We start from the raw sequence: 22130 nt of genomic DNA on the forward strand, positions 1-22130 counted from the left end.
AAGCGCTTCGACGCCAAGGGCCGCACCAGCTGATCCGGGCCCGGCGCCCCACGCCCCACGCCACCCTCTTGACTTGGTTGGACTGACCATGCTCCTCTTCGCGCGGCGCGTGGAGGCCGCGGGCCGCGACGGCTGGGCCCCGGACGACCAGCTGATCGAGCCGGGGCTGCTGGCGGTGTCCGTGCCGCTGCGGGACCCGGCGGGCCGGATCGTCTGCGCGGTGAACGTGGTCAGCCACACCAGCCGCCACGACATCGCGTCCCTGGGCCGGACCGCGCTCGCCGCCCTGCGCGACCTGGTCCCCGCGATGGAGGCGGCGCTGGCCGCCCCCGCCGCGGGCGGGCCGGGCACCGAGCCGGGCGCCGAGCCGCCCCCGGCCGGGGGCGGCGTCGTCGGCGAGGACCCGGCCCGGCTGGCCAAGCGGGAGATGGGGGCGGGCTTTCTCCAGTCGCTGGCCCGCGGGCTGGCCGTGCTGCGCGCGCTGGGCTCCGCGGCTCCGCCCGGTCCGGGGCCCGAGCCCGGTCCGGGGCTCCCGGCCCGTTCGGGGCTCCGCCAGGGCGTGACCCTCACCGCCGTCGCCCAGGCCACCGGCCTGGCGCGCGCCACCGCCCGCCGCTCGCTCCTCACCCTCCTGGAGCTCGGCTACGCCGAGACCGACGGGGAGCGCCTCTTCCGCCCCACCCCCCGCGTCCTGGAGCTCGGCCACGCCCCGCTCGCCGGGCTCGGCTTCACCGACATCGCGCGCCCACATATGCGCGAACTGGTCGGCGCCGTCCACGAGTCGGCGTCCCTGGCCGTCCTCGACGGCGACGACATCCGGTACGTCGAGCGCGTGCCGACCGTCCGCATCATGAGCGTCAACATCACCATCGGCACCCGCTTCCCCGCCTATGCCACCTCCCTGGGCCGGGTGCTGCTGGCGGGCCTGGACCCGGACGCGCGCGCCGCGTACCTCGCCGCCCTCGACCCGCGCCCGCTGACCCGGCACACCCTCACCTCCGCACCCGGGCTCGCACGCGTCCTGGAGGGCGTGGCGGAGAGCGGATACGTCCTCGTCGACGAGGAGTTGGAAGAGGGGCTGCGCTCCCTCGCCGTACCCGTACGGGACGCGGACGGGCGGGTGGCGGCCGCGCTCAACCTCGCGGTGCACGCGGGCCGGGGCACCCCGGAGGACACCCTGAGCACCCTCCTGCCGCCGCTGCGCGCCGCCGCGGCCCGCGTCGAGGCCGACCTGCGCACGGCCTCCGCCCACCGCCCCCATGGCCTGGGCGCCAGGCGGCCGACGGGCGTCTGAGAGAGTGGCAACATGAGCGTGTCTTGGCGCGCTGCGCGGGCTGGACTGAGGAGCCGCGGAGCGACGGAGGAGCGAGCAGTGACGAGGGAAGCCCGTGCGTTGGAGCGCGCCGGGACTGAGCGGGTGGAGGGGTGCGTGTCTTGGGGCGCTGCGCGGGCTGGACTGAGGAGCCGCGGAGCGACGGAGGAGCGAGCAGTGACGAGGGAAGCCCGTGCGTTGGAGCGCGCCGGGACTGAGCGGGTGGAGGGGTGCGTGTCTTGGGGCGCTGCGCGGGCTGGACTGAGGAGCCGCGGAGCGACGGAGGAGCGAGCAGTGACGAGGGAAGCTCGTGCGTTGGAGCGCGCCGAGACTGAGCGGGAGGCAGGGGCATGAGTGCAGCCAACGGCCCCACGGGCCATGTCGTGGTCGTCGGCGGGGGCATCTCCGGGCTCGCGGCTGCCCACCGCCTGCTGGCCGGCGGGGCCCGGGTGACCGTCCTGGAGGCGACCGGCCGGCTCGGCGGCAAGCTGTACGCGGGCGAGATCGCGGGCGTCCCCGTCGACCTCGGCGCCGAGTCGATGCTCGCGCGCCGCCCCGAGGGCGTGGACCTGGCGCGCGCGGCCGGGCTCGGCGACCGGCTCCAGCCGCCCGCGACCGCCACCGCCTCGCTGTGGACCCGCGGCGGGCTGCGCCCGATGCCCAAGGGCCATGTGATGGGCGTGCCCGGGGACCTCGCCCCGCTGGCCGCCTCCGGGGTGATCTCGGACGAAGGACTCGCGCGGATCGCGGCGGAGAGCGGGCTGCCGCGGCCGGAGCTGGGCGAGGACGTCGCCCTCGGCGAGTTCGTCGCGGAGCGGCTGGGCCGGGAGGTCGTGGACCGGCTGGTCGAGCCGCTGCTGGGCGGGGTGTACGCGGGCGATGTGTACCGGACGTCGATGCGGGCTGCGGTCCCCACGCTCTTCGAGGCGGCCCGCACCCACGGCTCGCTGACCGAGGGCGCGCAGGCGCTCGCCGCGCGGGCCGCGGCGGCGCAGCCCGGCCCGGTGTTCACCGGCATCGACGGCGGGATCGGGCGGCTCCCGCTCGCCGTCGCCGACGCGGTGCGCGCCGCGGGCGGCGAGATCCGCACCGGCGAGCCCGTGCGGGAGCTGCGCCCGACCGCCGCCGCTGCCGGTGCCGAGGGCGCGGGGGAGGGCCGGGCGGCGCGCTGGACGGTCGTCACAGGCCGCGGCGAGACGCTGGAGGCCGACGCCGTCGTGCTCGCCGCCCCCGCACCGGTCGCGTCCCGGCTGCTCGCCGCCGACTCCCCGGCGGCCTCCGCCGAACTGGCCGGCGTGGACTACGCCTCCATGGCGTTGATCACCATGGCCTTCCGCCGCGCCGACGTGGAAGGGATCGCCCCCGGAAGCGGATTCCTCGTGCCGCCCGTCGACGGCCGCACCATCAAGGCCGCCACGTTCTCCAGCCGCAAATGGGGCTGGCTGGGGGAGGCCGACCCCGAACTCTTCGTGCTGCGTACCTCGATCGGGCGGTTTGCCGACGAGGCGGACCTGAGCCGCGACGACGACGATCTGGTAGGGCTGTCGCTCGCCGACCTCGGCGAGGCCATCGGCCTGGCCGCGCGCCCGGTCGCCACCCGGGTGAACCGCTGGGAGGGCGGGCTGCCGCAGTACCCCGTGGGCCACCTCGGCCGCGTGGCCCGCATCCGCGCGGAGGTCGCGAAGCTCCCTGCGCTGCGGGTGTGCGGCGCGGTGTACGACGGCGTGGGGATCCCGGCCTGCGTCGCCAGCGCCCGCACCGCCGCCGACGAACTGCTGGAGCTGCTGACCACGCGACACCGCCCGGACTCACCCGAGGCCGCTTAGGCCCTGTCCGGCGGCACCTGAGGCCTGCGGCGGGCTCGCCCCCCCCGGGGGGGCTTCGCCCGGATACCGCCTAGCCGCCACCCAGGCGCGGGGCGCCGGGCGCGGAGAGCGAGAATAGGGACCATGACTGCTGCACCCGCTCCCGAGACCGGCCCGTCCGGCAAGGTTCCCAACGCCGGCAAGAAGGCCAAGGACCTCAACGAGGTCATCCGCTACACCCTGTGGTCGGTGTTCAAGCTGCGCGACCTCCTGCCGGAGGACCGCACCGGCTACGCCGACGAGGTCGAGGAGCTGTTCGCGCAGCTCGCCGCGAAGGACGTCACCGTGCGCGGCACCTACGACGTCTCCGGGCTGCGCGCGGACGCGGACATCATGCTCTGGTGGCACGCGGAGACCTCCGACGCCCTTCAGGAGGCGTACAACCTCTTCCGCCGCACCAGGCTGGGCCGGGCCCTGGAGCCGGTCTGGTCGAACATGGCGCTGCACCGCCCCGCCGAGTTCAACCGCTCGCACATCCCGGCGTTCCTGGCCGACGAGAACCCCCGCGACTACGTCAGCGTGTACCCCTTCGTCCGCTCCTACGAGTGGTACCTGCTGCCCGACGAGGAGCGCCGCGCGCTGCTCGCCGACCACGGCAAGATGGCGCGTGGCTACCCGGACGTGCGGGCCAACACGGTCGCGTCCTTCTCGCTCGGCGACTACGAGTGGATCCTCGCCTTCGAGGCCGACGAGCTGCACCGCATCGTCGACCTCATGCGCCATCTGCGCGGCTCCGAGGCGCGCCGGCACGTGCGCGAGGAGGTGCCGTTCTACACCGGGCGGCGCAAGCCGGTGTCCGAGCTGGTCGCCGGGCTGGCCTGACCGGAGCCGGCCGGGCCGCCGTCATCCGTACGCCGCACCCGCGGCCGGTTCCGTTTCCAGGTCCGGTTCCGCTCCGGGACCGGGCGCCGACCAGACGGTGGGCTCGGGCAGCGCGCGCGGGGCGCAGGAGGCCGAGCGGCCCGGCGTCCGCCCGGTCAGCAGGTACGTGTCGACGTGGCGGTTGACGCAGGGGTTGGGGCCGCCCCACAGCCCGTGGGTGCCCGCCTTCCGCTCGGTGACCAGCGACGAGCCCGGCAGCCTGCGCCGCAGCTCCTTGGCGCCCTCGTACGGGGTGGCCGCGTCGCGCTCGGAGGCCAGCAGCAGTACTGGCGGCAGCTTCCCGCGTCCCGCGCCGCCCCGGGGGCCCACCGTCAGCGGCCGCCGGTGCGGTGCGGACCAGTAGGCGCACGGCAGGTTCATCGCCGCGTTGTCCCAGGTCTCGAAGGGCGCGCGGCGGGCCAGCGCGGTGTTGTCGCGGTTCCAGCGGGCCCAGCTGCGCGGCCAGGGCGCGTCGTTGCACTGCACGGCCGTGTAGACGGCGTTGCCGTTCTCCTCGGACACCGCCGCGGCCGGATCGGGCGCGGCCAGCGTCACCAGGGGCTCGGCGTCGCCGTCGAGATACGCGGCCAGCGCGTGCGCGCTCGGGTCCCAGTAGGCGTCGTTGTAGACGGTCCGCTGATACGCGTCCTGGAGCTGCGCGGTGCCCACCTGCCCGCCCGCCGGGTGGCGCGCCAGCCGCCGCCGGGCCTTGTTGTAGGAGGCGAGCACCTTCGCCGAGGTGTCGCCCAGGTGGTAGACCTCGTCGTACCGGGCGACCCAGCGCCGCCAGTCCCGCCAGCGCCGCTCGAAGGCCAGCGACTGCTTCAGATTGCTGCGGTACCAGATCTGCCGCGGGTCGGGGTCGACCACGCTGTCGAAGACCATGCGGCGCACATGCCGGGGGAAGAGCGTGGCGTAGACGGCGCCGAAGTACGTACCGTAGGAGGCGCCCACGAAGTTGAGCCGCTTCTCGCCGAGGGCGGCGCGCAGCACATCGAGGTCGCGGGCGTTGTTGAGGGTCGTGTAGTGGCGCAGCGCGCTCCCCGTGTTGCGGGCGCAGCCGCGCGCGTAGGCCCGCGCCCGCTTGACGATCTTCCGCTTGAAAGCCGCGGAGGGGCGGACGGGGAAGTTCGCCGGCGCCTTGGCGAAGGCGGCCGGGTCCTGGCAGGACAGCGGCCTCGAGCGGTCCACGCCGCGCGGGGCGTAGCCGACGAAGTCGTACGCCGCGGCGGCCTTGCGGAACGTGGCCACACTCGCGTACGCGGGGAACCCCAGGCCGGAGGCGCCGGGCCCGCCCGGGTTGTAGAGCAGCGCGCCCTGGCGGCTCGACCGGGGGCCGGTGGCGCGGATCCGGCTGACGGTGAGGGACAGCTGGGTGGCGCGGGGGTGCGCGTAGTCCAGGGGTACCTTGACGGTGCCGCAGCGGGCCGCGTCGGGCAGTTCCTCGTCGAGCGGGCAGCTGCCGAAGTCGATGCCGTGGGCGGCGGCGAGCCGGGCGGCGAGCGCCACGCCCCGGTCCTCGGCGGCGGTGCCGGGGAGGGAGGCTGCCGTGGCGGCGCCGGTGGCCGCGGCGGCGGTGGCGGCGGGCGCCGGGACGGCGAACAGGGCGGCCATGGCCAGGGCCAGGGACAGCGGCCGGAGGAAGCCGTTCAGCGGTACTGCTCCCACGGGCCGTCCCCTCGTAGTGCGTTCGCGTTCCGCTTGTCGTTCCGCGACGACCTGTCACTTGTCATTCCGTGACGAAAGGGATACTTGGCCCGGCGGTCGGCCATGTAAAGCACCGCGCCGAGGTGTCGGGGTCAATGACCCCAATGCGCCTTGAAGGCCGCGCGCAGCTCGGGGTCGGGGAGGGCGGACGCGCCGTGCAGCGCGAGCGCGACGAGCATCGCGTGTTCACCGCCGCCCCGGCCGTCACCGCCGCCCTGGCCATCGCCGTCGCCCCGGCCATCGCCGTCACCGTCGCCGCGACGTCCGCCGACGCGCCGGGCGGGCCGCGGCCGGGGCGCCTCGATCCGGCCCAGCAGCCGCTGCCCGGCGGGCGACGCCCACCGGGTGTACGGATGCACCTCGGCGCGGGCTATCGCCAGGCAGCCGAGGGTCAGCAGCAGCGGCAGCGCGAACCACGCCGCCGCCTGCCCCCGCCCCGAGTCGGGCGGCACGATCAGCAGCGCGGCCACCCCCATGAGCAGGACCAGCCCGGTGGCCGCCCACACCTGACGGACCGCGGCCGCCACGTTCGTACGCGCCGCCGCGGGCACCGCGAGCCCGGCGGCCACCAGCCGGTCGGCGAGCGCCCGGACCGGGGCCGCGACGGCGAGCGCGGCCCGCACCGGAGGGACGGGCGACTGGCCCCGCGGGCCTATCGCGGCGATGACGGAGCGCTCCAGCTCGTTCCGGCCCTCCGGGTCCACCACCGTGACCCAGCCGGTGTGCGCGAGCAGCAGCCGGCGCTGCCGGTCCATCGCCACCAGGGCGAGATCGCCGACGCGCCGCGGACCGCCTGAAAGGAACGCCACCTCGTACAGGCTCAGTCGGCGGCCGGCCCCGGCGCACTCGGGCTCCCGGGCGGCGGCGACGGCGGCCGAGCACAGCCGGGCGCAGGAGACGACGGCCGCGGCACAGGCGATGAGCAGGAACAACAGCCAGAACATGGCCGATTTGTACTCGACCCGCCCCGCCTTCCGCCAGACATTTCATCAGATGAACGCGGTGGTGGTGGCGGACGCCCGCCACCACCACCGGGATACGACGCGGCCGGTCAGCCGCCCCCGCAGCCGCCACCCCCGCCGCAGCTGGAGCCGCCCCCGCCCCCGCAGCTGGAGCCGCCGCCGCAGCTGGAGCCGCCACCGCCGCCGCCCCCTCCGCCGCAGCTGGAGCTGCCGCAGCTCGAACCGCCGCCCCCGGAGCCGCCGCCGCACCACGAGCCGCCGGAGCTCCCGCAGGACGTCGACCCCGAGGAGTTGGAGGAGGCGGAGTTCGAGGACCCCGAGGAGCCGGAGGACAGGGAGGAGCCGGAGGACGAGGCCGCCGCGGCGGCCTGGACGCGCTCCGCCTCCATCAGGTGGTGCCGCAGCAGCTCGTCGGCGGCCAGCGCGCCCACCCCTGCCAGCGCGACCGTCTCGGCCACGGACGCCACCCGGGTGCCGTCCCTCGGCTCGGTCGAGGCGTACGCGAGGTTCCGCCGGAACGACGCCAGCGCCCGCCTCCCGGACGTCGTGATCCGCTTCCGGTTCGAGGCGGCGCAGATCACGGCGGTCAGGAACCCCACGATCAGCGCCGGGAAGATCTTGAAGATGAACGGCAGCCCGCCGTCGTACTCCTCCCCCGTGGAGGCCCAGATGCCCAGGAACACGCCCGCGACGCAGGCGAGCGTCTGGAGGGCGGCCATCCACCGCCAGAAGCGCATCTTCTCCGGCCGCACCATCAGGCCGCGCTGCGCGAGCCGGTCGCCGATCGACTGCACCGCCCGGTGGCGCATCAACTCCGAGCGCAGCAGGGTGAGTCCGCCGTGCGGCGCGCGGGCGTGCACCTCCAGCAGCGCCTCCTCCACCGGGTTGCGGGCCACCGCCTGCCGCACCGAGACCACCCCCGGGCCGCCCACCGCAAGCCGCCCGTCGGTGTACATCTCGCAGATCACCGTGTCGGCCACCCGGCCCGGGCCGGCCTCCAGGAAAGCGGCCTCCAGAAGGTCGCGCGCCCGGTTGTCCCCCTGCGTGCCGGCCCCGCTCCGGGAGCGCACCGTGCCCGTGATGAGCGCCGCCGACGACACCGCGATCGCCAGATAGACCAGTTCCGTGTTCATGTTCCTCACCTTCCGAGCAGCGCGAGTCGGGCGGCCCGCGCCAGGCGCGCCGCGGGGCCGGGCCGTACCGGAGCGGGCCCCGACCGCTCCTGCCACCACTGCGTCAACTGCCGCCGCGCCGATGGGTCCTCCGGCCGCTCCGCGGCCAGCAGGTGCTCGGCGAACGCCAGGGCGTCGCGCCGGTAGCCGGCGGTCATCGGGCGGCCCAGGGCGTAGTCCAGGAACGCGGGGCGAAAGCCCGTGCCCAGGATCCGCGGCAGCTCGGGGGCGACCTTCCCGACCACATCGGCCCGCTTGGCCACCAGCGCCCGGCTCTGCACCCCCAGCCGCCGCCGGTCGAACCCCTCCGGCGCGGGGGTGCCCGCGACGAGCGAGGACAGCAGGGAAGCCTGCGCGAGCGCGAGCCGCCCCCGGGCGCCCTCCAGGGCCTCCTCCAGGGCCTCCTCCACGGCCTCCTCCACGGCCTCCGGCCCGGTCACCGAGCCGGAGGCCGGTCCGGTCGCGGCGGCCGAGCCGGCCGCGGCGGTTACGGCGCCCGCCTCGGAAGTGTTCCGGACCCCCTTGGCCACCACGCCGCGTATCGCGTCGAGTTCGGCCGCGAGCTCCCCGGTCGCGGGGAAGTTGTCGTCGCGCTCCAGCAGCACACCGGGCGGCGCCGTACGGGCGCACAGCTCGGCGAGCACATCGAGCACCGGCTGGGTCACCGGGTGGGCGTGGCTGTCGTGCCACACCCCGTCCCGCTCGACCCCGCCCGCGACATGGACATACGCGATGGCCGAGGTCGGGAGCGCGTCCAGGGCCGCCGCCGGGTCCTCGCCCCGGTTGACGTGGTTGGTGTGCAGATTGGCCACGTCGATCAGCAGCCGTACGCCCGTCCGCTCCACGAGCTCCGCGAGGAACTGCCCCTCCGTCAACTCCTCGCCCGGCCAGGAGATCAGCGCCGCGATGTTCTCCAGCGCGAGTGGCACCGGCAGCGACTCCTGCACGATGCGGACGTTCTCGCACAGCACGTCCAGTGCGTCGCGGGTGCGCGGCACCGGCAGCAGATGCCCGGCCTCGGCCGCCGGTGAGGCGGTCCGTGGGCCCCCCGCCCGTACGAACGCGATGTGTTCCGTGACCAGTGGCGAGCCCAGCGCCTCCGCCCGCTCGGCGAGCGCGGTGAGCCGTGCCGTGTCCGGTCGCTCCGCGCCGCCGAGGCCGAGCGAGACGCCGTGCGGGACGATCGTCGTCCCCCGCTCCCGCAGCCGCAGCAGCGCGTCGGGGAGGTGGCCGGGGCAGATGTTCTCCGCCACGACCTCCACCCAGTCAATGCCCGGCAGTCGCTCGATGTCATCGGCGATCTCCGGGCGCCATCCAATGCCGGTTCCGAGGCGCCTCATGGCTTCCCCCTCCTCGTCCGTCCCCTCGTCTGGGGTGATGACCCCGATGGGAAAGGACGAACCCAGGAGCGGTGCGGTTCAGAGGTTCATTTGAGCTTCGGGCGTTCACTGTGTGCCGCGTCCCGGACAAGCGGAGGGTGACGGTCGGCCGAAGTCCGCTTTTGTGGCGTGTCGTACGTGACGCACATCGCCAAATGTCATTACTGTTACAAACTTTTGGCGCTCTGAGGCGACAGATGTTCGGAAAGCATCATAGGGTCGGACCGTCTTCGGGGGGACGGACCATCAGACCTTTGGCCGCGCCCCGCGCGCGGATCGTGGGGGACACGTGCAGGGCAGCAACAACGCCGGGGGAAGACACCGCCGCGAGGCACCACCGCGAAGAGCGCCGCGCGGCAGAGCGTCGAGCGGCAGGGCGCCGGTGGCCTTCCAGGGGTGGGCGCTGCGTCGCTGGGCCGTCCGCCGCGTCCGGCTGGACTATCCCCGCGCGGGCAGAAGCGGCCCCTTGCGCTGGCTGCCCTCGTGGCGGCAGCTGGCCATGCTCTTCCTGTTCTGTGTCGGCGGGCTGACCGGCGTGCTGAGCTTTCTGTATCTCCAGACCGACATCCCGGACGACCTCAACGAGTTCGCGACCCAGCAGGACAACGTCTACTACTGGGCGGACGGTTCGGAAATGGCCCGCACGGGCCCGGTCAACCGCCAGGAGGTCCCGCTCGACAAGGTGCCGGAGAAGGTGCAGTGGGCGGTGCTCGCCGCCGAGAACGCCAGCTTCTACTCCGACAGCGGCGTCTCGCCCAGCGGTCTGATGCGCGCCCTGACCCGGATGGTGACGGGCGGTGAGACCCAGGGCGGTTCCACCATCACCCAGCAGTATGTGAAGAACGCCTATCTGAATCAGGAGCAGACCTTCTCCCGCAAACTCACCGAGATGTTCATGGCCATCAAGCTGGACGACCGGATGGACAAGGAGGAGATCCTCGAGAGATATCTCAACACCAGCTGGTTCGGCCGCGGCACCTATGGCATCCAGCGGGCCGCCTACGCCTATTACGGCAAGGACGTCTCCAAGCTCAATGTGAGCGAGGGCGCCATGCTGGCCTCCCTGCTCAAGGGCGCCGGGACCTTCGACCCCACGCTCGGCGCCAAGAACCACCGCCGGGCGGAGGAGCGCTGGAAATGGATCCTGGACCGGATGGTCGACATCGGCAAGCTCTCCAAGGCCGAGCGCGCCAAGTACACGAAATTCCCGGAACCCAAGGCGCCGCCGAAAGCGGAGGGGCTGACCGGCCAGGTCGGGTATCTGGTGGAAACGGCGAAGGCGTATGTGGCCTCCCACACCGATATCTCCGACGCCGATTTCGACCTGGGCGGCTATCAGATACACACCACCTTCGACAAGTCGAAGGTGAACGAGCTCGCCAAGTCGGTGGACAAGATGCGCGACGGCCTCGACCCGAAGTCGCGCAAGGAGGACCGGTACGTACGGATCGGCGCCGCGTCCGTCACCACGGACGGCCGTATCGCCGCGCTCTACGGCGGCCCCGGCTATCTCGAACAGGGCTTCAACGACGCCAACGCCTCCAATGTCCCGGCCGGCACGTCCTTCACGCCCTTCGTCTACGCCGCGGCCCTGCGCGACGGCGTACAGCTCGAACGTGACGGGGCGCGCACCCCGGTGTCCCCGACCAGCCTCTACGACGGCAACGACAAGGTGGCCGTGCGCACGCCCGAGGGCCCGTACTGGGACCGCAACGGCCAGATCGTGCGCGGTACGAACGACGGGCACCGCTCGTGGGGGCAGGTGACCCTGCGTCAGTCCATCGTGGAGTCGATCAATACCCCGATGATGCAGCTCGGCATGGACGTGGGCCTGGACCGGGTGCGCAAGGCGTCCGTCGACGCGGGGCTCCTGCCCAGCAGCTTCGGCGACCGGGTGCCCGCCTTCTCGCTCGGCACGGCCACCCCCAGCTCCATCCGCATGGCCAGCGCCTACGGGACGTTCGCGGCTGGCGGCAAGCACACCCCGCCGTACTCGGTCACCGGGCTCACCCACCGCGGCGAGCGGGTGCCCCTCGAAAAGCAGGCCGCGACCCGGCCGTTCAGCCAGGAGGTGGCGGCGCAGGTGAACGAGGCGCTGCACGGGGCGGCGCAGAGCGGGACCGCGCGCACGGCCTCGGTGATCGGCCCTGATGTGGCGGGCAAGGCGGGTACCGAGCAGGACAACACCTCGTCGTGGTTCGTGGGTTATACGAAGGAGATGTCGACGGCCGTCTCGCTGTCGCGGCTGGATCCGAAGACCCAGGAGCTGCTGCCGCTGGACGGGCTGGGCGGATCCGGCACCGGGAGCACCGACGGCACCCCCGGCACCTCTGGCATCGGGGGCACCCCCGGGACCCCCGATCCCGCCGGCACCACCACTCCGGGCGCCGGATCCACCTACGCCGTCGACATCTGGACGCGCTATATGAAGGCCGTCACTTCGTCTTCGTGAAGGCGGACCAGTCGGGTGACTGAGCCGGATCCAGCGTGCGGAGCTTGTCCAGGACCTTCGGGTCCTGGGCGTCCAGCCAGTCGGCGAGCTGCTTGAACGAGACGCACTCGACGTCCTTGCGGGGGCACACGTTCCGCATCACGTCCTCGATGGCCTGCATATAGATGCCGCCGTTCCAGGTCTCGAAGTGGTTGCCGATGAACAGCGGCGCCCGGCTGCCGTTGTAGACGCGCTCGAAGCCGTTCATATAGCCCTCGCGGGTCAGCCGCTCCCACTCCGGGTACCTCGCCGGGTCGCCCTCGGTGGTGTCGCCCGACTGGTGGTAGAGGAAGTTGAAGTCCATCGAGAGGACCTGCTTCTCGCTCTCCGGGTAGGGCACCAGCTGAAGCGGGAAGTTCCAGATCCCGTCCGTCTTCGACGGCCAGATCTGGAAGTCGCCGGGCGAGCTCGCGTCGTACCGCCAGCCCATCGACTTGATGGCCGGGATGAGGTTCTTCTGCCCCTCCAGGCACGGCGCCCGGCCGCCCACCAGCTCGACGTCGTAGTCGAAGGGCAGCGGGGCGACGTCCGTGAAGCCGGTGTTGGTCTTCCAGTTCTTCACGAACGAGTAGGCCTGCTCGGTCTCGCTCTTCCACTCCTCGGTGCTCCAGTCCTCGCCGCCCTTGGCGCCGCAGAAGTGGCCGTTGAAGTGGGAGCCGATCTCGTTGCCCTCCTGCCACGCCCCGCTCAGCTGCTCCAGCGTCTCCCGTATGTGCTCGTCGGTCGGGTACGAGATCGCGGCCGAGCCCCGGTTGTGCTGCGGCGGCTGGTACAGGCCGCTCTTCGACTTGGGCAGCAGATACATGCCGCTCAGGAAGAACGTCATGGTCGCGCCGCTCTCCTTGGCCACATCGCGGAAGTGGGAGAAGAGATGGTCGCCGTTCTCCAGCGCCCCGTCCCAGGAGAAGACCACGAACTGCGGTGGTTTCTCGCCGGGTTTCAGCTTCTTGATCTTGAGCTGGTTGGGCTGCGGCCCGGTGTACGAGGTCGAGCCGTCCCCGAGCACCTTGACCTTGCCGTCCCAGTCGGCGTACTTGTCCTTCTTCTTCTTGGTGCCGGGGGCCTCCCCGCCCGGCACGGGGGAGGAGCCCGCCACCGGGGCCTTCCCCCCGGGCGAACCGTCGTCCGCCTCACCGCCCGACGGCAGGACCGCCAATAAGACGGCGACGACGACGGCCACGACGATCAGCGCGCCCATGGGGCCCGTCACGCCGTAGGCGTTCCTCGGCCTTAACGCTTTCAAAGCCTTCAAGGTCTTCAAGCCCCCCTCACGGGTCGCGCCCCCGGAGACAGTACGGCTCACCAGTATCACTGAAGAATTACCGTCTCTTCACACAGGCCCCGCATCAATCGGCCGCCGCCCCGCGATGCGCCGCCGCCGGTCCTGGGCGATGCTGGATAAACACGTCAAGAGGTGAGAGGCAACGGATGCGTACCACCGGACTGACATCCCGCACGCTGACCGCCCTCCGCGCCAGGCGTCCCTACCCCGCGGTCACCATCACCCTGCCGACCCACCGCCGCGAGCCCTACCGCCCGGCGGACACCGTGCGGCTGCGCAACCTGGTCGCCGAGGCCAAGCGCCGGCTGGAGGCGGACCCCGACGTCCCGCGCGAGGCCCGCTACGACATCAGCGGGCAACTCGACCGGGCCCTGGCCGATGTGGATCTGCGCTACGCCCTGGACTCGCTCGTGATCTGCGCGGCGAAGGACGAGAACGAGGTGTGGTCCCTGCCGAGGGGCGCCCCCGAGCGCGTCGTGTTCAGTGACACCTTCCTGACCCGCAACCTGGTCGCGGCGCGGGAGCGGACCCGCCCCTACTGGGTGCTGGCGGTCGCCGTGGACCGTACGACGCTGTGGCGCGGCAGCAACGGCAACCTGGTGGAGGAGCGCGCCGCGGGCTTCCCGCTGGAGCCCGAGCCGATGGACAACGAGGACGTCGAGCGCAAGGAGCGGGTCGGCGACGTCCCCGGCCCGTACGACGACGAGGGCACCCGGACCTATCTGCGGCAGGTCGACACCGCCCTGGACGCCCTGCTGACCACCGACCCGCTCCCGCTCTACCTGGTCGGGCTCGCCCCCGCGCTGAGCCTCCTGGAGGAGGTCGGCTCGGCGGCCAAGGCGGCGGACAGCAAGGTCGTCAAGGGCGGGCTCCAGAACGGCCCCGCCCGCGCGCTCGCCGACGCGCTCGCTCCCGCCCTGCGGGAGCAGGCGGCGCGGCACACCGGGCGCGTCCTCGAACGCATCGGGATGGCGCAGGGGCGCCGCGCCTTCGCCGCCGGTCTCGAGGAGGTCTGGCAGGTGAGCAAGGAAGGCCGGATCGAGCTGCTCGCCGTCGAGGAGAACTACCAGCGGACCGTGAGGGTCACCGGCGAGCATCTGACCCCGGTCGACCCCGAGGAGGGCTCGCCCGCCGACCTGGGCGCGGCGGTGCTGGAGGACATCGTCGACGAGATCATCGAGACCGCGCTGGACACCGGCGCGGAGATCGCCTTCGTCCCGGACGACTCCCTGGCCGCGCACGAGCGCATCGCGGCGGTCCTGCGTTTCTGACGGGTCTTCGGTCACACGACGCTCACAGTGGGGACGACGCGGCGTTGCCTGCCGCTGCCAGCGTGGCGGCCGGTCACCCCCCACCGCAAGCGACCGACCGAGGACAGCACCATGACGGCAACAGCCCCGCGCGCCGCGCGGCGACCCCGCACCCTCCACGAGGTCAAGGGATGGTTCCCCAGCCTGGACCAAGTGCTCTTCGACCGCTTCCTGTCCCGGCAGCGACGGCTGGGACACCGCGGCGACCTGCTGGAGATGGGCGCCTACCTGGGCAAGAGCGCCATCTTCACCGCGGGCTATCTACGGGCCGGCGAGCGCTTCACGGTCTGCGACCTCTTCGACGCGCCCGCCCCCGACGAGCGGAACGCGGCCGAGGCCAGGAAGTCGTACGCCACCCTGACCCGGGTCGCCTTCGAACAGAACTACCTGGCCTTCCACGACTCCCTGCCGGACGTCGTCCAGGGCCCCACCTCGCTCGTCCCGCGCCATGTCGCCCCCGACAGCTGCCGCTTCGTCCACGTCGACGCCTCGCATCTGTACGAGCACGTGGCGGGCGACATCGACGCCGCCCGCACGGCGATGGTGCCGACCGGGGTGGTGGCCCTGGACGACTTCCGCTCCGAGCACACCCCGGGCGTGGCGGCCGCCACCTGGGAGGCGGTGTTCCTGCGCGGGCTGCGGCCGGTGTGTCTGAGCACGCAGAAGCTGTACGGCACCTGGGGCGACCCCGAGCCGCTCCAGGAGGAGCTGCTCGCCGACGAGGAGTGGCGGGCCGGGACGCACCTCAGCGTGCAGGAGATCGCCGGACACCGGGTGCTGCGCTTCTCGGGCCGCCCGCCCAACCCGGCCGCGCCCCGCTCCCGGTACGCCGACGAGCCCCGCGAGGCCGATGAGGGCGGGCGCGACGGGGCCGGGCGCACCGAGGCGCAGCCCGGCGCGCGGCGCCCGACGCCGGACCGTTCCGCGCCGTCCGCGCGGCGGCGCCGCGGCCCGGTCCGCAGGCTGGCGGCCGATGTGCTTCCGCCGGTCGTCACCCGGGCGATCCGCCGACGGAGCGGCGGCGGCCGGTAGCCGCGGGCGGTCGGGGCCGTCAGGCGCGGCCGGGCCCGCGCAGGGCCGGGTGGTCGGCGACGACCGTGCACGAGCCGGGCGCGATCTCGGTGTACCCCGCGTCGCGCACCACGGGCAGACCGCTCGCGACCAGCCGGGCCCAGTGGTCCGCCGACGGGGTGCGCACCGACAGCGGGAAGCCGGCCGCCTGCCAGGCCGCTCGGGTCGCGTCGTCCAGCTCCCACCAGGCGAGCTGCGCGCCGTGCCCGGCCTGCGCCATGGCCTTGCCCGCCGACATGTCGATCTCCGGGTTGAGCCACAGCACCGGCGCGGCGGGATCCGGCGCGGGCGGCGGCTCGGGGTCGTCCAGGTCGGTGCCCGAGACCTGGAGCTTGGCCAGGTCCTTCGGCCAGCCGTCGAGTGGCACCGGGGGGAACACCCGCACCTCGGCCGCCGCCGCGCCGCCGTCGGCCGCCGGGCCGCCGAGCGTGATGCCCGGCAGCGCCTCGGCCCGCCGCCACTCCGCGCCCCGCGCCCGCCGTACGACCTTGCGGATCCGGGCGTCCTGCCAGCTCCGCACGGCCTCCGTCCACTCGCCGTCCGGCGCCGTCGCCCGCTCGTCCGACAGCAGCACGAGCACGGCGCGCGCCGCCGTCTCCAGGGCGTCCGTACGGGACGGGGGCGCGGCCTTCTCGATGTGCACCACCAGGGGCAGCACGAACTGCGGCGCGGCGTCCCGGTCGGTCTCCGAGTGCCGGAACGGGCTGGTGCGGGCGGAGCCGGTGTCGGAAGAGAGGCCGGGGCTGGTGTCGGGGCTGGTGTCGGCGCTGGTCACGCGCCCCAGTGTGCCACCCGGGCCACCGTGCCCCCGGAACGGCCGCGGCCGCATAGGCTCAACCGGTATGAGACTGGATGGAGTTGGTCGCCGTTACGGCCTGCGCGGGCCATGGGTGCTGCACGGCGTCGACCTCGAGGTGCGACCGGGCTCGCTGATCCGGGTGGCGGGGAGCAACGGCAGCGGCAAGTCCACCCTCCTGCGGCTGCTCGCCGGTATCGACGCCCCCACCACCGGCCGGATCACCGGCCGCCCGCGCACCGCGTACGTCCCCGAGCGCTTCCCCGCGGAGCTGCCCTTCACCGCCCTCGGCTACCTCACCCACCTCGGCCGCCTCCACGGCCTCAGCGGCGCCGCGGCGGCGTGCGGGGCCGGGGAGTGGCTGGAGCGCTTCGACGCGGGCGGCCACGCGCGCACCCCGCTCGCCGAGCTCTCCAAGGGCACCAGCCATAAGGTCGCCGTGGTCCAGGCCCTCCTGGCCGCCCCGGACCTCCTCGTCCTCGACGAGGCCTGGACCGGACTCGACCAGGCCGCCCGCGCCGTCCTGGACCAGGCGGTCACCGACCGCGTCGCCGACGGCGCCGCGGTCGTCTTCGTCGACCACGACCCACGCCGCCTGGCCGACGCCGCCGACGAGGTCCTCCACGTCGTGGACACCCGGCTCGTCCGGGCGCCGGGCACGCCCGCCGCACCCCTCCCGAGCGACGCGCCGACCGGCCGGGCCGCCGACGCGCGCGTATGCGTCGAGGCGGAGGGTCCGCCGGGGGCCTCGCTGCCGGACGGCCTGCCGGGGGCGCCGGTCGGCGAGCCGGGCCCGGGCGGGGCCGCGCCCGCCGTCCGGCTGACGGTCGCCGCCGGCCACTCCGACGCGCTGCTGCGCGCCCTCCTCACCGCCCGGCCGCCGTGGCACATCCGCACGGTGACGACCGCGCCCGCCCAGGACCGGGACCGGGCCGCCCCGGGCGACGCGGTGCCGCGGCCCGGGGTCGGGCGCGAGCCCCGGCCGCGGCCGGCCGGAGCCGGGGCGGCGGCGGGGCGGCCGCTGCCCGCGCTGCTGCGCTATCAGGCCGCGCTGCTGGCCCGCTCGCAGCGCTGGGTGCCGCCGATCGTCCTGTACGCGGCGTTCATGGGCATCGGCGTGGCGGCGGGCCAGCCGATCCTCGACTCCTTCGGGTACGCCGCGGGCGCACTGCTCCCCATCGCGGCCTGGCTGGTGCGCGTGTGCGTCAGCAACGAGCCGCCCGCGGCGCGCAACTGCTCCGCCGCGGCGACGAGCCCGGCCCGGGTCCACCTCGGCGCCGTGCTCACCGGGCTGTCCGCGGCGGCCGTGCTCGGCGTCGCGGGAGCGCTGTTCGTCGCCCTGATCAGCGATCCGAAGACCTCCGATCAGCGGATCGACGTCTCACGCCTCGACGCCACCTCCGCCGGGCTGCTCGCGGCGCTCACCTGCGCCCTGCTGGGCGCGGTGGTCGGCGTGCTGTTCAGCCGTCCGCTGCTGCTCAGCAACGGCTGGGGCATCCAGGCCACCGCGGTCGCCTCGCTCCTGGTGCTGGTGGTCCAGGTGTCGCCCGCGAACGCCGCCGTGTCCGGCCTGGTCGGCGGCTCGCACACGGGCACCGTGACGCTGCCCCTGCTGCCGCTCGCCGCGACCGCGGCGGCCGCCGCGGGGGCGACCGCGCTGGCCTGCGCGCTCAGCTCACGACGGTCCTGAGGCCGTACGGGGGCGGCGGCGCGGACGGCCCGCTCCGGCCGAGGCGGTCGGAGCGGGCCGCGGAGCGGGGGCGCTCAGTGGCGCCAGGGCCCGGTCACCGCGAAGGTCGTGCCCGGGGTGTAGCAGTTGACGTACATCGTGCGGCGGTCGGCCGAGAAGGTCACCCCCGCGAACTCACCCCACTCGGGCTCCTCCGGGGTGCCCAGGTTCTGGCGCCCCCGGGCCATCGGGTAGACCTCCCCGCGCCTGGTCAGCCCGAAGACATGCTGCGCCCCGTTGCCGTCCTCGCAGACCATCAGGCCGCCGCTGGGCGCGAGCGTGATGTTGTCCGGGGACTCGCCGGGCAGCTGGACGTCCGTGCTCGGGCCGAAGACGATCACGAGGGTGAGCCGGCGCTGGTCCGGGTCGTAGCGCCAGATCTGCCCGTAGTGGTCGGCGGCCGAGCCGTTCGCGCTCTTGGCGAAGCTGGAGACGAAATAGACGGATGTGCCGCCCCAGTAGCAGCCCTCCAGCTTCTGCGCGTGCGTGATGCCCTTGGAGCCGAAGTCCTGGAACCGGATCGGGGTCTGCGCGGCCAGCGGGTCGGGGACCGGCACCCACTCGATGTCGTGGAAGGTCGTGCCGGTCTCCTGGACGGCCGACAGGTCCTTCACGCCGGGCACGCGCATCGCGTACAGGTCGCCGCCCGCGCGCAGCGAGCCCGTGCCGCCGAGCGGCTTGCGCGGCAGGAAGCGGTAGAAGAGGCCGAAGGGTTTGTCGAAGGCGTCCTCGGTCTCGTAGACGACGCCGTTGCGCGGGTCGATCGCGATGGCCTCGTGCTGGAAGCGCCCCATCGCGGTGAGCGGCACGGCGCCGGTGCGGCGCGGGTCGTACGGGTCGACCTCGAAGATGAAGCCGTGGTCCTTGGTGTAGCCGTTGGTGCCGGCCTTTTCCTCGGTCTCCTCGCAGGTCAGCCAGGTGTTCCAGGGGGTCGGGCCGCCCGCGCAGTTGACCGCGGTGCCCGCGATGGCGACGTGTTCGGCCAGGACGCGGTTGCCGGCGTCGAGTTCGAGGGCGGTGCAGCCGCCCATGCCCATGGGGTCGTAGGTGAGGCCCTTGACCGCGGGGACGCGGATCGCGGCGGTGGGGCGGTTCTCGTGGTTGCGGACCAGGTGGGTGCGGGCTCTGGCGCCGGACCGGCCCGGGAAGGCCGCCATGCCGTCGTGGTTGCTGGGGACCTTGCCCTCGCCGGAGCGCAGCTCGTCGCCCTCGCGGGACAGCACCCGGTAGCGGAAGCCCTTGGGGAGGTCGAGAAGGCCGTCGGGGTCGGGGACGAGCGGGCCGTACCCGCCCGAGCCGGCCGCGGCCTCCGGGCCCGGCTCGGCGGCCGCGGCGGTGCCGGCGAAGAGCTCGGAGATGGCACCGGCGAAGGCGATGGAGGCACCGGCCGCGCCGCTGCGGGCCAGGGCCTGACGTCGTGTTACTGACATGCGGTAACTCCCTGTTGGCGGACAGGAAATGTGACCGCACGTGTGTATCACGCGAATTCGCTTACGGGAACCATCCGATCGCGCGCCGCCACTCCGTCAGTCGCCCGGCTGCTCCGTCAGCCGTCCCGCGTCGCGGGCGAGCGCCGTGAGCCGGGATATCGCCCGGAAGTACTTCTTCCGGTAGCCGCCCTGGAGCATCTCCTCGCTGAAGAGCCGGTCGAACGGCACGCCGGACGCCAGCACCGGCACCTCGCGGTCGTACAGCCGGTCCGCGAGCACCACGAGCCGCAGCGCGGTCGACTGGTCGGGCACCGGCCCGACTCCGGTCAGACAGACCGCGTGGATCCCGTCGCACATCGCGCCGTAGCGGCTCGGGTGCACCCGGGAGAGGTGCGCGAGGAGGGCGGGGAAGTCGTCGAGCGAGGCGTCGGGCGTGCGGTGCGCGACGCGGGTGACGGCCTCGTCCGAATACGGGGCGGGGGCCTTCGGCAGACCGCGGTGGCGGTAGTCCTCGCCGTCGATGCGCAGCGCCCGGAAGTGGGCGGACAGCCCCTGGATCTCGCGCAGGAAGTCGGCCGCGGCGAACCGGCCCTCGCCGAGCTTGCCGGGCAGCGTGTTGGAGGTGGCGGCCAGCGCGACCCCCGCGTCGACCAGCCTGCCGAGGAGCGAGGAGACCAGCACGGTGTCGCCCGGGTCGTCCAGCTCGAACTCGTCGATGCACAGCAGCCGGTGGCCGCTGAGGGTCTGCACGGTCTGCTGGAAGCCGAGGGCGCCGACCAGGTTGGTCAGCTCGACGAAGGTTCCGAACGCCTTCTTCTCGGGCGCGGCCGGGGTGGCGTGCCAGAGGGAGGCCAGCAGATGGGTCTTGCCGACGCCGTAGCCGCCGTCCAGATACATCCCGCGCGGGCCGCGGGGCGCGGTGGGCCTGGACTCCCGGCGGAACCAGCTCCTGCGGCGGGGCTCCGCCGCCCCCGGGCCGCCGTCGATGGAGGTGGCGAAGGCCGCCAGCTCCTTGACGGCCGTGGCCTGGCTGGGCTGTCCCGGGTCCGGGATGTAGTTGTCGAAGCTCACCGTCGAGAAGCGGGGCGGCGGGACCATCTCCGCCACCAGACGCTCGGCGGGCACGTGCGGGGTGCGGGAGGCGAGGGCGACGGGGGCGGCGGGGATGTCGGAATTGCCGGGGGGTTCCTCGGCTATCGGACCCGCGGGCCTGTCGGACGTGGTGGTTCGCGATGACACAAACTCCCAGCGTAGTCCCTTCGGGGGAGGTCACCGTCCGATAGGGAGGCATGTCACACTGCGGCCTATGCGACGCCTGTTCCCACTGCCCGCCGACCCGCCGACCGGACCGTCCCCGTGGGAGGACCGCGAGTGGGCTCTGGACGAGCTGGCGGACCTCTACGCCTACCCGGAGCCCCCGGCCGGGCCGGGGCGGCCCGCGGGGGCCTGGCTGCGGGCCAACATGGTGTCCTCGCTGGACGGGGCCGCCCACCACGACGGGCGGTCGCAGCCGCTGTCCTCCGCCGCCGACATGCGGATCTTCGGGGTGCTGCGCGGGCTGGCCGACGCGGTCGTGGTCGGCGCCGAGACCGTACGCCGCGAGGGCTACCGCCCGGCCCGCGCCCGCGAGGCGTTCGCCGCGCGGCGGGCGGCGCTGGGCCGCCCGCCGGTGCCCGCGATCGCCGTGGTCAGCGCGAGCCTGGACCTGGACTTCTCGCTGCCGCTGTTCACCGAGCCGCTGGTGCCCACGCTCGTGGTCACCGGCGCGCAGGCGCCCGCGGAGCGGGTGGCGGCGGCCCGCGCGGCGGGGGCCGAGGTGGTCCTGGCGGGGGAGGGGAATCGGGTGGAACCGGCGCGGGTGGTGGCCGCGCTGGCCGAGCGGGGCCTCACCAGGCTGCTGTCGGAGGGCGGGCCGAGGCTGCTCGGGCAGTTCGCGGCGGCCGGGGTGCTGGACGAGCTGTGTCTGTCGCTGGCGCCGATGGTGGCGGCGGGCGACGCGGAGCGGATCGTCAACGGCCCCACGCTGATGGAACCGGAACGGTTCGCTCTCTCTTCTGTCCTGGAGGACGCCGGGTTTCTCTTCACCAGCTACCGTCGGAAGCGTCAATACGGCGATAATCAGCCTTAGCGTAGATATATCGCAGAAGAAGGGCGCCGCCCGTGTTCACGAGCGTATTGATGATCGAGATGCCCCTGAGCCCCGTCGACGTGGAATTCGTCACCGGCCTGCACAGCGACGACCCGGTCTCCTTCGTGGTGCTCATGCAGCCGCGGGGCAGCAAGGACCGGCTGCTGCGCGCCATTGACGACATCGCGCTCGGCGAACTGGAGCAGGCTGTCCAGGAGCGTGAGGAGCCCGAGGGGACGGAGGCGCTGGAGCCCGCCGAGCGAGCCCTGGCCCACTCCGTCGCCGCCCTGCGCGCGGCGGGCGCCGAGGCCCGCGGGCAGGTCGTCCAGCGCCACCCGCTGGACGCGCTGCGCGGCGTCGTCGAGGAGGCCCACGCCGACGAGGTGATCGTGCTGACCGCGCCGCACTTCGTGGAGGAGTTCTTCCACCGCGACTGGGCGTCCCGGGCGCGGCACAAGGTGGGCGTCCCCGTGCTCAAGCTCTTCTCCCACGCGGCCGACGAGGAACAGCCGACGAAGCGCGGCTGAGCGCGCCCGCCCGCCGCTGCCGCCGGTGCGCCGGACGGGCCTTCGCCGGACCCGTCTCCGCGGGGTGCGAGAATCGGGGCCGACAGCGACGAACCGCGACCCAGGGGA

At 73.8% G+C, this 22130-nt stretch carries 17 protein-coding genes; 9 read left to right on the forward strand and 8 right to left on the reverse strand.

Features of this window, described 5'->3' with window-relative positions; translation table 11 throughout:
- Positions 1-73: 73 nt before the first annotated feature.
- The 3 genes from ABTY62_RS08570 (at position 74) to hemQ (ending at position 3999) form a co-directional block, all read left to right on the forward strand.
- Positions 74-1294 (forward strand): IclR family transcriptional regulator domain-containing protein, encoded by a 1221-nt coding sequence (locus ABTY62_RS08570; protein ID WP_352128666.1) that lies wholly within the window; start codon positions 74-76, stop codon positions 1292-1294.
- A 368-nt stretch (positions 1295-1662) separates the two neighbouring features.
- A complete protein-coding gene (gene hemG, locus ABTY62_RS08575) occupies positions 1663-3138 on the forward strand; it encodes a protoporphyrinogen oxidase (RefSeq protein ID WP_352128668.1) in 1476 nt (491 codons plus the stop codon).
- A 123-nt stretch (positions 3139-3261) separates the two neighbouring features.
- Positions 3262-3999 (forward strand): hydrogen peroxide-dependent heme synthase, encoded by a 738-nt coding sequence (gene hemQ / locus ABTY62_RS08580; RefSeq protein WP_352128669.1) that lies wholly within the window; start codon positions 3262-3264, stop codon positions 3997-3999.
- 21 nt (positions 4000-4020) lie between these two features.
- Here the strand turns inward: hemQ and ABTY62_RS08585 are convergent, their stop codons facing one another.
- From ABTY62_RS08585 to ABTY62_RS08600, 4 genes are all read right to left on the reverse strand, one after another.
- Positions 4021-5652: an alpha/beta hydrolase gene (locus tag ABTY62_RS08585; RefSeq protein WP_352129014.1), complete on the reverse strand. Its 1632-nt coding sequence runs from the start codon at positions 5650-5652 to the stop codon at positions 4021-4023.
- A gap of 185 nt (positions 5653-5837) precedes the next feature.
- Positions 5838-6689 (reverse strand): TIGR04222 domain-containing membrane protein, encoded by an 852-nt coding sequence (locus ABTY62_RS08590; protein ID WP_352128670.1) that lies wholly within the window; start codon positions 6687-6689, stop codon positions 5838-5840.
- A gap of 107 nt (positions 6690-6796) precedes the next feature.
- Entirely contained in the window at positions 6797-7840 is a 1044-nt protein-coding gene (locus ABTY62_RS08595) for a TIGR04222 domain-containing membrane protein (RefSeq protein ID WP_352128671.1), read from the reverse strand.
- Between the two features lie 5 nt (positions 7841-7845).
- Complete coding sequence (locus tag ABTY62_RS08600; protein WP_352128672.1) at positions 7846-9219, reverse strand: MbnB/TglH/ChrH family RiPP precursor modification enzyme; 1374 nt, start codon at positions 9217-9219, stop codon at positions 7846-7848.
- 421 nt (positions 9220-9640) lie between these two features.
- Between ABTY62_RS08600 and ABTY62_RS08605 the strand changes: the two genes are divergently transcribed.
- Positions 9641-11710 (forward strand): transglycosylase domain-containing protein, encoded by a 2070-nt coding sequence (locus ABTY62_RS08605; RefSeq protein WP_502997427.1) that lies wholly within the window; start codon positions 9641-9643, stop codon positions 11708-11710.
- Here ABTY62_RS08605 and ABTY62_RS08610 read toward each other — a convergent pair.
- On the reverse strand, positions 11694-12947 hold the full coding sequence (locus ABTY62_RS08610) for a polysaccharide deacetylase family protein (RefSeq protein WP_502997436.1): 1254 nt from the start codon (positions 12945-12947) through the stop codon (positions 11694-11696). The genes ABTY62_RS08605 and ABTY62_RS08610 overlap by 17 nt on opposite strands.
- 230 nt (positions 12948-13177) lie before the next feature.
- Here ABTY62_RS08610 and ABTY62_RS08615 point away from each other — a divergent pair, with 230 nt between their 5' ends.
- Entirely contained in the window at positions 13178-14302 is a 1125-nt protein-coding gene (locus tag ABTY62_RS08615; RefSeq protein WP_352128674.1) for a baeRF3 domain-containing protein, read from the forward strand.
- A gap of 111 nt (positions 14303-14413) precedes the next feature.
- Positions 14414-15373, forward strand: a complete 960-nt coding sequence (locus tag ABTY62_RS08620) for a class I SAM-dependent methyltransferase (RefSeq protein WP_352128675.1) — start codon at positions 14414-14416, stop codon at positions 15371-15373.
- A gap of 19 nt (positions 15374-15392) precedes the next feature.
- Here the strand turns inward: ABTY62_RS08620 and ABTY62_RS08625 are convergent, their stop codons facing one another.
- Complete coding sequence (locus tag ABTY62_RS08625; protein ID WP_502997428.1) at positions 15393-16241, reverse strand: peptidyl-tRNA hydrolase; 849 nt, start codon at positions 16239-16241, stop codon at positions 15393-15395.
- Between the two features lie 13 nt (positions 16242-16254).
- Here ABTY62_RS08625 and ABTY62_RS47475 point away from each other — a divergent pair, with 13 nt between their 5' ends.
- A complete protein-coding gene (locus tag ABTY62_RS47475; RefSeq protein ID WP_502997429.1) occupies positions 16255-17898 on the forward strand; it encodes an ATP-binding cassette domain-containing protein in 1644 nt (547 codons plus the stop codon).
- Positions 17899-17972: 74 nt separating this feature from the next.
- Here the strand turns inward: ABTY62_RS47475 and ABTY62_RS08635 are convergent, their stop codons facing one another.
- The gene (locus ABTY62_RS08635; protein ID WP_352128677.1) at positions 17973-19367 is read right to left on the reverse strand and encodes a PhoX family protein; all 1395 of its coding nucleotides are present in this window, start codon (positions 19365-19367) and stop codon (positions 17973-17975) included.
- A gap of 96 nt (positions 19368-19463) precedes the next feature.
- Positions 19464-20564 carry a cell division protein ZapE gene (zapE, locus tag ABTY62_RS08640; RefSeq protein WP_352129016.1) on the reverse strand — a complete coding sequence of 367 codons (1101 nt, stop codon included), beginning with the start codon at positions 20562-20564 and terminating at the stop codon, positions 19464-19466.
- A gap of 109 nt (positions 20565-20673) precedes the next feature.
- Between zapE and ABTY62_RS08645 the strand changes: the two genes are divergently transcribed.
- Together ABTY62_RS08645 and ABTY62_RS08650 are read left to right on the forward strand one after the other, a co-directional pair.
- Positions 20674-21495: a pyrimidine reductase family protein gene (locus tag ABTY62_RS08645; protein WP_352128678.1), complete on the forward strand. Its 822-nt coding sequence runs from the start codon at positions 20674-20676 to the stop codon at positions 21493-21495.
- A gap of 50 nt (positions 21496-21545) precedes the next feature.
- Positions 21546-22022 carry an indole-3-glycerol phosphate synthase gene (locus ABTY62_RS08650; protein WP_502997437.1) on the forward strand — a complete coding sequence of 159 codons (477 nt, stop codon included), beginning with the start codon at positions 21546-21548 and terminating at the stop codon, positions 22020-22022.
- Positions 22023-22130 lie beyond the last annotated feature (108 nt).

Origin of the sequence: Streptomyces sp. NPDC097640 (assembly GCF_040302705.1) — a bacterium.
Classification (GTDB): domain Bacteria; phylum Actinomycetota; class Actinomycetes; order Streptomycetales; family Streptomycetaceae; genus Streptomyces.

Excerpts from the sequence above, each read along its gene's own strand:
- ABTY62_RS08610 (WP_502997436.1), bottom strand. The coding sequence starts at position 12,947 with ATGGGCGCGCTGATCGTCGTGGCCGTCGTCGTCGCCGTCTTATTGGCG.
- ABTY62_RS08595 (WP_352128671.1), bottom strand. The coding sequence starts at position 7,840 with ATGAACACGGAACTGGTCTATCTGGCGATCGCGGTGTCGTCGGCGGCG.
- ABTY62_RS47475 (WP_502997429.1), top strand. The coding sequence starts at position 16,255 with ATGAGACTGGATGGAGTTGGTCGCCGTTACGGCCTGCGCGGGCCATGG.
- ABTY62_RS08585 (WP_352129014.1), bottom strand. The coding sequence starts at position 5,652 with ATGGCCGCCCTGTTCGCCGTCCCGGCGCCCGCCGCCACCGCCGCCGCG.
- ABTY62_RS08625 (WP_502997428.1), bottom strand. The coding sequence starts at position 16,241 with ATGCGGCCGCGGCCGTTCCGGGGGCACGGTGGCCCGGGTGGCACACTG.
- ABTY62_RS08600 (WP_352128672.1), bottom strand. The coding sequence starts at position 9,219 with ATGAGGCGCCTCGGAACCGGCATTGGATGGCGCCCGGAGATCGCCGAT.
- ABTY62_RS08620 (WP_352128675.1), top strand. The coding sequence starts at position 14,414 with ATGACGGCAACAGCCCCGCGCGCCGCGCGGCGACCCCGCACCCTCCAC.
- ABTY62_RS08650 (WP_502997437.1), top strand. The coding sequence starts at position 21,546 with ATGATCGAGATGCCCCTGAGCCCCGTCGACGTGGAATTCGTCACCGGC.
- ABTY62_RS08635 (WP_352128677.1), bottom strand. The coding sequence starts at position 19,367 with ATGTCAGTAACACGACGTCAGGCCCTGGCCCGCAGCGGCGCGGCCGGT.
- ABTY62_RS08590 (WP_352128670.1), bottom strand. The coding sequence starts at position 6,689 with ATGTTCTGGCTGTTGTTCCTGCTCATCGCCTGTGCCGCGGCCGTCGTC.
- hemG (WP_352128668.1), top strand. The coding sequence starts at position 1,663 with ATGAGTGCAGCCAACGGCCCCACGGGCCATGTCGTGGTCGTCGGCGGG.
- ABTY62_RS08615 (WP_352128674.1), top strand. The coding sequence starts at position 13,178 with ATGCGTACCACCGGACTGACATCCCGCACGCTGACCGCCCTCCGCGCC.
- hemQ (WP_352128669.1), top strand. The coding sequence starts at position 3,262 with ATGACTGCTGCACCCGCTCCCGAGACCGGCCCGTCCGGCAAGGTTCCC.
- ABTY62_RS08645 (WP_352128678.1), top strand. The coding sequence starts at position 20,674 with ATGCGACGCCTGTTCCCACTGCCCGCCGACCCGCCGACCGGACCGTCC.